We start from the raw sequence: 11,664 nt of genomic DNA, 5'->3' as shown, positions 1-11,664 counted from the left end.
GGGGGTGGCCCGCGGGGTCGCGTCGGGGAAGGAGAGGAAGATCATCACCGCGTCGAGCGGGCGGGTGGGGCGCGCGTAGGCGGTGTTCCAGGTGTCCAGGCCCTCCGAGTGGTGGGCCGCGGTGCGCTTAAGGGCACAGGGCGTGGTCGAGAAGGGCTCGGCGACCGACTGGCTGGACATGATCGAGGTCGCGGCGAGCGCCGACATGGTGGTGAACACGGCCGCGGTACCGCGCAGTCCGGGCCGCGTCCGCCACTGGGCGAGCCCCTTGAGCGCCGTACGGGAGAGCCCCTTGAGGGGGAGCTGACACGGCACGTTGGACCTCCGGGAGCGGGTTCACGGGACACCGACACCCAGCCTGTGATGGTTTGTTGGGGTACGCCCTGTTTATCTGCACCAGAAGGGTGAGGGGGCCGCCCCGGGTGGCCGGGACACGCCCGGACCGACATCCGGAAACACTCACGGAACGTCACATGTGGTCGGCCATTTGAAGAACCCGTCCAGGTGCGGGCGGAAACGATCTGACGGAACCGGCCGTTGTTCCTGGACACTGGACAGTGGCTGGAAGGGCCGGGGGCCAACCTCTATGATCGGCACACTTTCCTGCACGGACACGGCACGGCGGCCTCCCACCCGGTCGGCCATCCCGACGAGACCCATCCGAAGATCGAGTGCACTGCGGGAGCGAGCGGTGAGCGGAACGTCCGAAGGGCCGGCGCCCGCGGCAGACCTCATCCGGCCGGCCGTAACAGAGAGTAATGGCGAGGCATCGCCTCGTGTCAGTGGTGAGGCATCGCCTCGCGTCAGTCCTCCCGAGGACGGGCCGCCCGGGTCCGTCTTCTCCGCGGCCGGCCCGTACGGGTCGGCCTTCTCCGTGGCCCCTCTGGCGATGGCCGTCGTGGACCGCGACGGTCTGGTCGTCAGCGCGAACGACACGTTCGGCGCGCTGCTCGGCAAGCCGGGCGCGGCCCTGACCGGGCGGGTCGCGGCCGATCTGATGGACCTGAAGGCGGACGCCCGCACCTGGCACGGCTATCGCGAGGTGCTCGGCGGCCGACAGGCCAAGCTGAGCTGCACCCGCCGGGTCAAGCACCCCGACGGGCACGTGCTGTGGGTACAGGTGACCGCCGCGCCGCTCCCGGCCGCGGAGCACGGTGTGCTGCTGTCACTCACCGACATCAGCGCCCGCCGTGAACTCCAGGCGCGGCTACGGCACTTGGAGATGCACGACCCGGTGACCCGGCTGCCCAACCGCACCCTGTTCTTCGAGCGGCTCTCGGCCGCGCTGGAGGCGGAGTCGTACGAGCGGGGCGGCACCGGGCGGATCGGCCTGTGCTATCTGGACCTGGACGGCTTCAAGGCGGTCAACGACACGCTCGGCCACCGCGTCGGCGACCGACTGCTGGCGGCCGTGGCGGAGCGGCTGACGCGGTGCGCGGACGAGGCGGGCCTCACCCGGGCCACCGCACCCCTGGTGGCGCGGCTCGGCGGCGACGAGTTCGCGCTGCTCGTCGAGGACTCGACCGGAACCGACCAACTGGCCGATCTCGCCGAGTCGGTGCTCAAGGCGCTGCAAGCACCCTTCGACCTGTCCGGGCAGCGGCTGTCCCTGTCGGCGTCGATCGGTGTGGTCGAACGGCAGGCGGCCGGTACGACGGCCACGGGTCTGATGCAGGCCGCCGACACGACGCTGTACTGGGCCAAGGCGGACGGCAAGTCCCGCTGGACCCTGTTCGATCCGGAGCGCAACGCGCACCGCATGACCCGCCAGGCACTGGCCTCCACGCTCCGCCCGGCCATCGAGCGGGGTGAATTCACCCTGGAGTACCAGCCGTTGGTGGCCATGGAGAACGGACGGCTGCGCGGGGTCGAGGCGTTGGTCCGCTGGAATCACCCGCAGTTCGGCATGCTGACGCCGAATCGGTTCATCGGACTGGCCGAGGAGGACGGCTCGATCGTGCAGCTCGGCCGCTGGGTCCTGGTCACCGCCTGCCGCCAGGCCCGCCGTTGGCAGCTCGACCACCCGGACGAGCCGCCGATCTTCGTGAGCGTCAACGTGGCCGTACGTCAGGTGTGGGACTCGGATCTGGTCGCCGATGTGGCGGAGGTCCTGGCCGAGACCGGACTCGCCCCGCGGCTGCTCCAGTTGGAGCTGACCGAGTCGGCGGTGATGGGGTCGGCGGGGCGGCCGTTGCAGGCGCTCCAGGCGCTCAGCGACATGGGGGTGCAGATCGCCATCGACGACTTCGGCACCGGGTACTCGAACCTGGCGTATCTGAGCCGACTGCCGGTCTCCGTCCTGAAGTTGGACGGGTCCTTCGTGCGGGGCTTCCAGTACGAGGGCGAGGGCGTGCCGCCGAACCCGGCGGACGAGGTCATCGTCGAGGCGATGATCCAACTCGCCCACCGGCTGGGCCTGTCGGTGACCGCCGAGTGCGTGGAGACCTCGCCCCAGGCGGCCCGGTTGCGCCGTATCGGCTGCGACACCGGACAGGGGTGGCTGTACTCCCGTCCGGTGGCGCCGGATCGTATCTCCGAGCTGCTGGGGACCAAGGCCTGCAACCAGGCCTGACGGCCCCTGGATCATCAGGCCTGACAGCCCCCATGGATCATCAGGCCTGAGAGCCCCCTGGGACATCAGGCCTGATCGGCCGTCAACTCATAGGCGTCGGCGATCAGTTCGTACGAGCGCAGCCGCAGGTCCGCGTTGTGGGCGTGGGACGTGAGCATCAACTCGTCGGCGCCCGTGCGCTTCTGCAGATCATCGAGGCCGGTGCGGACCTCGTCGACCGTGCCGTGGACGACGTTGGCGTTCCAGGAGGTGATGAACTCCCGCTCCATGGGGCTGAATTCGTACGCCTCGGCCTCTTCGGGGGTGGGCACGAGCCCCGGACGGCCGGTGCGCAGCCGGACCATGTTGAGGGCGGCGGCCAGCACCTGGCGGCGGGCCTCCTCCTCGTCGTCGGTGGCGAGGGCGGAGACACCGATGAGGGCGTACGGCGCGTCGAGCACCGCGCTCGGGCGGAAGGACTCGCGGTAGAGGTCGAGCGCCGGGACCGTGTTCTGCGCCGAGAAGTGGTGGGCGAAGGCGAACGGCAGGCCGAGCATGCCGGCCAGCCGGGCGCTGAAGCCGGAGGAGCCGAGCAGCCAGACCGGCGGGCGGTGCGGGGACTGGACGCCGCCGGGCGAGGTCGACTGGATCGGGCCGGGGACCGCGTGGATGCGGGCGTACGGGTGGCCGTCCGGGAAGTCGTCGTCCAAGAAGCGGGTCAGCTCGGCGAGTTGCTCGGGGAAGTCGTCGGCGCCTTCGTTCAGGCGCTCGGTACGGCGCAGGGCTGCCGCGGTGGCGCCATCCGTGCCGGGGGCGCGGCCGAGGCCGAGGTCGACGCGGTTCGGGGCGAGTGCTTCCAGGGTGCCGAACTGTTCCGCGATGACGAGCGGCGCGTGGTTCGGGAGCATGACGCCGCCCGAGCCGAGGCGGATGCGGTCCGTGTGGGCGGCGAGGTGGGCCAGGATCACGGCGGGCGAGGAGGAGGCGACGCCCGGCATCGAGTGGTGCTCGGCGACCCAGTAGCGGTGGAAGCCGCGAGCCTCGGCGAGCTTCGCGATCCGCACGCTGGTACGGAGCGCGTCCGTGGCGGTGCGGCCGGCGCCCACGGTCACCAGGTCCAGTACGGACAGGGGGACGGGGGCGGTGCCGCGCGCCGTACCCCGGATCTCGTCGGTCGTGCCCCGGACCTCGTCGTCTGCCGCCACGGTGGGTGCCTCCTGTTGTGAGCTGTGCGGTTCCTTCCAGGGCTAACAGGAGGCTGTCTCCGCTTTATTCCCGGGGCGGTGGGCGGGCGGGTCAGGCCTGTACGAGCGGCTCCTTCGTGAACAGCGCGCCCAGGTCCGGCGCGTTGACCCTCCGTTCAGCCAGCCGCAGCGCCTCCCACACCGTGACCTGGTTGGCCGTGAGGACCGGCTTGCCCAACTCCTTCTCCAGGGAAGGGATATGGGCGGCCGTGTGCAGGGCGGTGTCCGGCAGGAGGACCGCCTCGACGTCCGGGCCGTCCACGGAACGGGCCAGCGCGAGCAGCTCGTCACCGCCCCGGGCGTCGACCTCGCCGGAGGCGCGCCCCACGACCGGTTCCACTCCCCCGGCCCGCAGGAAGTCCGCGAACAGCGCGGCCACGTCGTCCGGATACGTCGTCCCTACGGCCACTCGTCGCACCCCCAGCTCCTTCGCCGCGTACACGAAGGCGAAGGCTGTCGACGACGCCGGCAGACCGGCCGCCCGGGCCAGGGCGCGCACCTGCTCATGGGCGCCCTCCCAGCCGTGGACGAAACTGCCGCCGGCGCAGGCCCAGACGACGGCCTCGGCGCCGGACATGCGCAGGTGCTCGACGCCCGCGGTGAGCCGCTCGGGGGAGCCCAGCTCGCGCAGGGCGTCCACACTGTGTGCGTCCTCGCCGATGTCCGTGTGGACCAGGTCGAGGCGGACATCGCTGCCGAGGAGCTGTTCGATGCGCGGGTAGTCGTCCTCGGCGGAGTGGCCCGGGTAGAGGAATCCGAGTGCGGTCATGACCAGCCTTCCTGGTGTTCTTCCGGCAGTGCCCGAGAGGGGCTCACGGCACGCGTACCCCGTCGGTGCGAGGCTGCCCCCACCGTGACCTGGTTGGCCGACACGACGCCCGCGGCGAGATGTCGTCCCGCACCGGCCTCACCGAGAGAAGTGAGGTGACGACGGTCCGTGCGGGCGTCCATGTTGACGAAGGTAAGTTCGAGTGCGAGCGTGTCAATCCGCGCATGTCGGACGGCCGCGCCCGGTGCTTCCCGCGAGAAACGGCTTCGCATGACCGCAACTCCCGCCGCCCTGCCCACCCTTCTCGTCCTGGACGCCGACCCGCTGCCCCGCCTCGGGAAGCTCACCGGGCGGGTGCGGATCGCACACGCCGACGCGTCGACGCTCGCGGATCAACTGCCGTCCGCCGACGTCCTGTTGGTGTGGGACTTCGCCTCGCACGCGGTACGCGACGCCTGGCCCGGCGAGGGTCCGCGACCGCGCTGGGTACACACGGCCAGCGCGGGCGTGGACCATCTGCTGTGCCCCGAACTCGCCGACTCCGACACGGTGGTGACGAACGCGCGGGGCGTCTTCGACCAGCCGATCGCCGAGTACGTCGCCGCGCTCGTCCTCGCGATGGCCAAGGATCTGCCGCGCACCGTGGACCTCCAGCGGGAGCGGACCTGGCGGCACCGGGAGGGGCAGCGGGTGTCCGGCACCCGCGCCTGCGTGGTCGGTTCGGGGCCGATCGGGCGGGCGATCGTCCGTACCCTCAAGGCACTCGGTGTGACGACCGCGCTGGTCGGCCGCACCCCGCGCACCGGTATCCACGGCCCCGACGAACTCAACCGGCTGATGGCCCGCGCCGACTGGGTGATCGCGGCGGCCCCGCTCACCGACGAGACATGGGGCCTGTTCGACGCCCGCCGGTTCGGCTGCATGCAGCCCTCGGCGCGCTTCATCAATGTCGGCCGGGGCCAACTCGTCGTCCAGGACGCGCTCGTGGAGGCCCTCTCCAAACGCTGGATCGCGGGCGCCGCACTCGACGTCTTCGAGGCCGAACCCCTCACCCCCGACAGCCCGTTGTGGCAGGTCCCGGGGCTGATCATCTCCCCGCACATGAGCGGCGACACGGTCGGCTGGCGGGACGAACTCGGGACGCAGTTCGTCGCGGCGTACGAGAGATGGGAGGCGGGCAAGCCGCTGCCGAACGTGGTCGACAAGAAGCGTGGGTACGTACCGGGGCACTGAACTCCCCACTCTGGAGGGCCGGATGACGACCGAACTCACCGAGCTGACCGCCGTGGAACTCCTGGACGGCTACCGCAGAGGGGAGTTCAGCCCCGTGGAGGCGACCCGCGCGACCCTCGACCGGGCCGAGGAGATCCAGCCCGCCGTGAACGCGTTCGTACGGCTGGACGCGGAGGGCGCGTTGGCGCGGGCGGCCGAGTCGGCGGAGCGCTGGCGGCGCGGCGAGCCGGCCGGGCTGCTGGACGGGGTCCCGGTCACCGTGAAGGACATCCTCCTCCAGCGCGGCGCCCCGACCCTGCGCGGCTCCAGGACCATTACGGAGCAGGGCAGTTGGGACGAGGACGCACCCTCGGTCGCCCGACTGCGCGAGCACGGCGCGGTGTTCCTCGGCAAGACGACGACTCCGGAGTTCGGCTGGAAGGGCGTCACGGACTCCCCGCTGTCCGGCAGCACGCGCAACCCGCACGACCCCGCGCGCACGGCCGGCGGTTCAAGTGGCGGCAGCGCGGCGGCCGTTGCCCTGGGCGCGGGCCCGCTGTCCTTGGGTACGGACGGTGGCGGCAGCGTCCGTATCCCCGCCTCCTTCTGCGGGATCTTCGGCCTGAAGCCGACGTACGGCAGGGTCCCGCTGTACCCGGCGAGCGCGTTCGGCACGTTGTCGCACGTCGGCCCGATGACCCGGGACGCGGCGGACGCGGCGCTGCTGCTGGACGTGATCGGTGTCCCGGACGCCCGCGACTGGTCGGGCCTCGACCGCCCGCCGACGTCCTTCACGGCGGACCTCGCGCAGGGCATACGGGGTCTGCGGATCGCGTACTCCCCGTCCTTCGGCGGCCAGGTCGCGGTCCGCCCGGTGGTCGCGGCGGCGGTCCGGCGGGGCGTGGAGCGACTGGCCGCACTCGGCGCGTACGTCGAGGAGACCGACCCCGACGTCACGGACCCGGTGGACGCCTTCCACACCCTGTGGTTCAGCGGGGCGGCCCGGGTGACACAGAAACTCACCCGGCAGCAGCGGGAGTTGCTCGACCCGGGGCTGCGGGAGATCAGCGCCGCCGGGGCCCGCCTCTCCGCGCTGGACTATCTGGCGGCGGTGGACGTCCGCGCGGAACTCGGCCGCAGAATGGGCCTGTTCCACGAGCGCTACGACCTCCTCGTCACGCCGACCCTCCCGATCACCGCGTTCGAGGCGGGAGTTGAGGTCCCCAAGGGTTCCGGGTACCGCCGCTGGACCGGCTGGACCCCGTTCACGTACCCCTTCAACCTGACCCAGCAACCCGCCGCCACCGTCCCGGTGGGCAGCGACGGCGACGGGCTGCCGATCGGGATGCAGATCGTGGGGGCACGGCACCGCGACGACCTGGTGCTGCGGGCGGCGCACGCGCTGTTCACCGCCGGGGCCACACCTTCCTGAGTCACGCCCGCCGTGAGCTGAGCCTCGTCTGCCATTGGCGGGAAGTCGGTGCGGATCTCGTCGCGGGCGCGCTCGGCGCGGTGGACGTCGACGGCGGGCGGAAGTGCGTTCCAGATCACAGTGCGGGTCGACGAGGCGCGCCCCACCAGCGCATTTACCCGGCATCAGCCGTTCCGCTTTGCGAGTGGGACCGCGACGAAGCGGTCCGTCACTCGGTTCTGGGTGCATAACCCGGATGCGGTCGGGTAGCTGCGCGCCCATGGCTCCACCACTAGGGAACGACAGACACACATCCGGCCACACGCCGGGTCACACCCGTCGGGCACTGCTCGCCGGGGTGGCGGCGGCCGGTGCGCTGGGCGCGGCCGGCTGCAGCCGGGTGGCCACCGCGTCGGCCGCCGGCGGCGGTGATCTGCTCGACCGGCTGAAGGCGCAGGGCGTCGTACGGCTGGGGATAGCGGGTGAGATCCCGTTCGGGTACATCGACAGGGACGGCCAACTGACCGGTGAGGCACCGAAGTTGGCGGAGGCGATCTTCAAGCGGCTCGGCGTCGACGAGGTACAGCCCGTGCCCACCGAGTTCGGCTCGCTCATCCCGGGGCTGAACTCGCAGCAGTTCGACGTCGTGGCCGCCGGGATGTACGTGACCCCGGAACGCTGTGAGCAGGTCATCTTCGCCGACCCGGACTACCAGGTGCTCGACGCGTTCGTCGTCCGCAAGGGCAATCCGAAGGGGCTGCACACCTACAAGGACGTCATCGCGAAGAAGGCCAAGTTCGCCACCGGCACCGGGTACGCGCAGATCCAGCACGCCGTCGACGCCGGGTACAAGCAGAGCGACATCCTGATCGTGCCGGACCAGGTCGCCGGGCTGAACGCCGTGGAAGCAGGGCGTGTCGACGTCTTCGCCGGTACGGCGCTCACCACGCGCGCGGTCGTGCGGAAGTCGGCGAAGGCGGAGTCGACCCGGCCGTTCGCGCCGCTCGTCGACGGGAAACCGCGGATCGACGGGGGCGCGTTCGCGTTCCGGCCGACCGAGTCGAAGCTGCGCGACGCCTTCAACGTCGAGCTCCACCGGCTCAAGAGGAGCGGGGAGTTGTTCCGCATCCTGCGGCCCTTCGGGTTCACGAAGGCCGAGATGACGGACCTCACCGCGAAGGAGCTCTGTAGCGGATGACCTCCGGACTCTGGGAACTCGTCCTGAAGGGGATCTGGACCACCGTCCAACTCCTCGTCCTCAGCGCGCTGTTGGCGACCGTCGTGTCCTTCGTCGTCGGCATCGCGCGCACCCACCGGCTGTGGATCGTCCGCTTCCTCGCCGGTCTCTACACCGAGGTGTTCCGCGGCACCTCCGCCCTCGTCATGATCTTCTGGGTGTTCTTCGTCCTGCCGGTCGCGTTCGGCTGGCAGCTCGTCCCCCTGTGGGCGGGCACCCTCGCCCTCGGCCTGACCTACGGCGCGTACGGCACCGAGATCGTGCGCGGCGCGCTGAACGCGGTCGACCCGGCGCAGCAGGAGGGCGGCGTGGCGCTGAGCTTCACTCCCTGGCAGCGGATGCGGCTGATCCTGCTGCCGCAAGCGGTGCCGGAGATGATCCCGTCCTTCTGCAACCTGCTGATCGAACTGCTCAAGGGCACCGCCCTGGTGTCCGTCATGGGCATGGGCGATCTCACCTTCAGCGCCAACCTGGTGCGGCTCGCGCTGCAGCAGAGCGCGGAGATCTACACGTACATCCTGCTGATCTACTTCGTGATCGCCTTCACGCTCACCCGGCTGATGCGCGGGCTGGAGAAGAAGCTGAAGGCGGGCATCGGCAAGGCGCCCATGAGCGCCGGGTCCGAGCCGGGCCGGAGCGTGCGTGTCGGAGGTGGGGTCGCGTGAACTGGAACTGGAGTGCCGTGGGCGACTTCATGCCGTACTTCTGGGACGGCCTGAAGGTCACCCTGGAGATCCTGGTCCTCGGGTCGCTCATCTCGTTCGTGCTGGGTCTGGTGTGGGCGCTGCTGATGCGGGCGCCAACTCGCTGGGTGCGCTGGCCGGTCGGGGTCGTGACCGAGTTCGTGCGGGACACCCCGCTGCTGGTGCAGTTGTTCTTCCTGTTCTATGTGCTGCCGGAGTGGGGGCTGACCTTCTCCGCGCTGACCACCGGTGTCCTCGCGATCGGGCTGCACTACTCGACTTACACGATGCAGGTCTATCGCGCGGGGATCGAGGCGGTGCCCGTCGGCCAGTGGGAGGCGGCGACCGCGCTGAACCTGCCGGTGCGCCGGGCCTGGACGGCCGTGATCCTGCCGCAGGCGATCCGCCGGGTGGTGCCGGCGCTAGGCAACTACGTGATCGCGATGCTCAAGGACACCCCGATCCTGATGGTGATCACCGTGCTCGAACTGATGGGCCAGGCCCGGCTGTTCTCCCAGGAGCACTACCAGTTCACCGAGCCCGTCACCGTGATCGGGGTGGCCTTCGTCCTCATCTCCTATCCCGCCTCCCTGTTGATCCGAGCCCTGGAGCGACGCCTTGTCCACTGACACGCCCCTGATGAACGATCCCGACGCGGGCGCCAACCCCCCGGTGGACGGCAGTGAGTTGATCCGCCTGGAGCACGTCACGAAGCGCTTCGGGTCCAACACCGTGCTGGACGACCTCGACTTCTCCGTGGAGTCCGGCAAGCACGTCACCCTGATCGGCCCCTCCGGGTCGGGCAAGACCACGATCCTGCGCATGCTGATGACCCTGACCGAGCCCGACGAGGGCACGATCACCGTCGACGGGGAGCGGCTCTTCCCCGCGCCCGAGAAGCGGGTCCGGGAGATCCGCAAGAAGATCGGGATGGTCTTCCAGCAGTTCAACCTGTTCCCGAACATGACCGTGCTGCGCAATGTCACCGAGGCGCCGGTCACCGTCCTGGGCCTGCCCAGGGACGAAGCGGAGGCGCGCGCACTGGAGTTGCTCGACCTGGTCGGCCTCGCCGACAAGGCCGGCGCCCGCCCGACCCAGCTCTCCGGCGGCCAGCAGCAGCGCGTCGCGATCGCCCGGGCGCTGGCGATGCGGCCGCAGGTGCTGCTGCTGGACGAGGTGACCTCCGCGCTGGACCCGGAGCTGGTCGCGGGCGTCCTCGACGTACTGCGGGACATCGCCCGCACCACCGACATCACCATGCTCTGTGTGACCCACGAGATGAATTTCGCCCGTGATATTTCAGACCAAGTCCTGATGTTCGACTCGGGAAAGGTCATCGAATCCGGGCCGCCGGAGCAGATCTTCGGCGAACCGGAACAACAGCGGACCCGGGAATTCCTCGGCGCGATTCTTTGACATTTATTCAATTACTGCAGGTGAGCATTCGAACACCCAAGGTCCACGTCACGTGGCATGACAAAAGCATATGCCAAAGGATTCGCGCCGCAGTTCGGAGGGTGTAGGGAGGGCCACAATCTCGCCAACAGCCGCTCCGCATCGGCCGTTTGACAGCTATCGTGGAGGTGATTCGCTGTCCGGTATCACGGCCCAAAAAGCGAGCGCAGGGAGAAACACCGTGGCGCTGATGCACGAGCCGACCGCTCCCTACCACTCGGTACAGGACGCACTGCGCATCCTGGAGACAGTCGCGAGGCACTCCACCGGTGTCACGGACACCGAACTCTCCCGTCTCACCGGCCTCGGCGACGAGCGCCTGACGATACTGCTGCGGACCCTGCGCCGCGAGGGCTACGTCGAGCAGCTCACGGACGGCGCGTACGTCACCGGCGAGGCCCTGAGCCGACTCGGCTCCTCGGCGGGCCGGGAGCTGGCGGTGCGCGAGCAGATCCAGCGGACCCTGGACCGACTGCGCGACTCCCTGGGCGCGGCGGTCTACGTCAGCCGGTACGTCGACGGCGAGGTCACGATCACCCAGTACGCGGCGGGACCCACCACCCCCGCGGTCAACGAGTGGGTCGACTTCCGGGTCTCCGCGCACGCGACCGCGCTCGGCAAGAGCCTGCTGGGCCAGCTCGATCACAACGGCCGCCGCGACCATCTCTCCCGGCACAAGATGGCCCGCCTCACCTCGCGCACCATCACCAGCGACCGGCTACTGCTGGCCCGCCTGGAGAACCAGCCGCCGACCGTCCCCCACCTCGACCTCCAGGAGTACGCGGTGGGCACGGTCTGCGCGGCGGTCCCGATCACGGCCGGCTCCTCGGTGGGCTGCCTGGCCCTCTCCCTCCCGGTCGAACACGCCCACCGCCTGCGCCAGGCGGCGGACACGTTGAACCGCGAAGCGGGTCCCGTACTGCTGTCTCTCGCGATCTAGGACCTGGTCCGGAGCACCCCTCCGGACCAGGTAGTATTTTCTCGTCGCCCTCCGCGAGACACCGATCCAGCGGAAGGCGTGAGTCATGCGCCGCTAGCTCAGTTGGTTAGAGCAGCTGACTCTTAATCAGCGGGTCCGGGGTTCGAGTCCCTGGCGGCGCAC

Annotated in this window: 10 protein-coding genes, 1 tRNA gene and 1 pseudogene; 9 read left to right on the top strand and 3 right to left on the bottom strand. The window is 70.2% G+C overall.

The annotated features are described in order from the left end of the window. Positions 1 to 315, bottom strand: a pseudogene (locus JHN63_RS39145) (peptidase M6); the annotation flags it as partial. Positions 316 to 691: 376 nt separating this feature from the next. Here JHN63_RS39145 and JHN63_RS39140 point away from each other — a divergent pair. Continuing rightward, positions 692 to 2,572, top strand: a complete 1,881-nt coding sequence (locus JHN63_RS39140) for a bifunctional diguanylate cyclase/phosphodiesterase (protein ID WP_200689869.1) — start codon at positions 692 to 694, stop codon at positions 2,570 to 2,572. A 65-nt stretch (positions 2,573 to 2,637) separates the two neighbouring features. On the opposite strand, the gene JHN63_RS39135 is transcribed toward JHN63_RS39140, so the two are convergent. Both JHN63_RS39135 and JHN63_RS39130 read right to left on the bottom strand, forming a co-directional pair. Continuing rightward, complete coding sequence (locus JHN63_RS39135) at positions 2,638 to 3,756, bottom strand: LLM class flavin-dependent oxidoreductase (protein WP_200689868.1); 1,119 nt, start codon at positions 3,754 to 3,756, stop codon at positions 2,638 to 2,640. Between the two features lie 91 nt (positions 3,757 to 3,847). Further along, positions 3,848 to 4,564, bottom strand: coding sequence for a decarboxylase (locus JHN63_RS39130; RefSeq protein WP_200689867.1), 717 nt, complete (start codon positions 4,562 to 4,564; stop codon positions 3,848 to 3,850). Between the two features lie 270 nt (positions 4,565 to 4,834). Between JHN63_RS39130 and JHN63_RS39125 the strand changes: the two genes are divergently transcribed. The 8 genes from JHN63_RS39125 (at position 4,835) to JHN63_RS39090 (ending at position 11,663) form a co-directional block, all read left to right on the top strand. Next, the gene (locus JHN63_RS39125) at positions 4,835 to 5,797 is read left to right on the top strand and encodes a D-2-hydroxyacid dehydrogenase (protein ID WP_200689866.1); all 963 of its coding nucleotides are present in this window, start codon (positions 4,835 to 4,837) and stop codon (positions 5,795 to 5,797) included. Between the two features lie 22 nt (positions 5,798 to 5,819). Beyond that, positions 5,820 to 7,208 carry an amidase gene (locus tag JHN63_RS39120; RefSeq protein WP_200689865.1) on the top strand — a complete coding sequence of 463 codons (1,389 nt, stop codon included), beginning with the start codon at positions 5,820 to 5,822 and terminating at the stop codon, positions 7,206 to 7,208. 259 nt (positions 7,209 to 7,467) lie between these two features. Then, positions 7,468 to 8,385 carry an ectoine/hydroxyectoine ABC transporter substrate-binding protein EhuB gene (gene ehuB / locus JHN63_RS39115; protein WP_200689864.1) on the top strand — a complete coding sequence of 306 codons (918 nt, stop codon included), beginning with the start codon at positions 7,468 to 7,470 and terminating at the stop codon, positions 8,383 to 8,385. Next, the gene (gene ehuC / locus JHN63_RS39110) at positions 8,382 to 9,089 is read left to right on the top strand and encodes an ectoine/hydroxyectoine ABC transporter permease subunit EhuC (protein WP_200689863.1); all 708 of its coding nucleotides are present in this window, start codon (positions 8,382 to 8,384) and stop codon (positions 9,087 to 9,089) included. The genes ehuB and ehuC overlap by 4 nt, the downstream gene beginning before the upstream one ends. Then, positions 9,086 to 9,736: an ectoine/hydroxyectoine ABC transporter permease subunit EhuD gene (ehuD, locus tag JHN63_RS39105; RefSeq protein WP_200689862.1), complete on the top strand. Its 651-nt coding sequence runs from the start codon at positions 9,086 to 9,088 to the stop codon at positions 9,734 to 9,736. Before ehuC ends, ehuD begins: the two co-directional genes overlap by 4 nt. A 10-nt stretch (positions 9,737 to 9,746) precedes the next feature. Continuing rightward, entirely contained in the window at positions 9,747 to 10,523 is a 777-nt protein-coding gene (gene ehuA, locus JHN63_RS39100; protein WP_200689870.1) for an ectoine/hydroxyectoine ABC transporter ATP-binding protein EhuA, read from the top strand. 220 nt (positions 10,524 to 10,743) lie between these two features. Then, positions 10,744 to 11,502 carry an IclR family transcriptional regulator gene (locus tag JHN63_RS39095; protein WP_200689861.1) on the top strand — a complete coding sequence of 253 codons (759 nt, stop codon included), beginning with the start codon at positions 10,744 to 10,746 and terminating at the stop codon, positions 11,500 to 11,502. Between the two features lie 87 nt (positions 11,503 to 11,589). Next, a tRNA-Lys gene (locus JHN63_RS39090) sits at positions 11,590 to 11,663 on the top strand. The last annotated feature ends 1 nt before the right edge of the window (position 11,664 follow it).

Origin of the sequence: Streptomyces sp. MBT65, from assembly GCF_016612545.1 — a bacterium.
In the GTDB taxonomy this organism is placed as follows: Bacteria; Actinomycetota; Actinomycetes; order Streptomycetales; family Streptomycetaceae; genus Streptomyces.
This window is presented reverse-complemented; position numbering and strand designations above follow the sequence as displayed.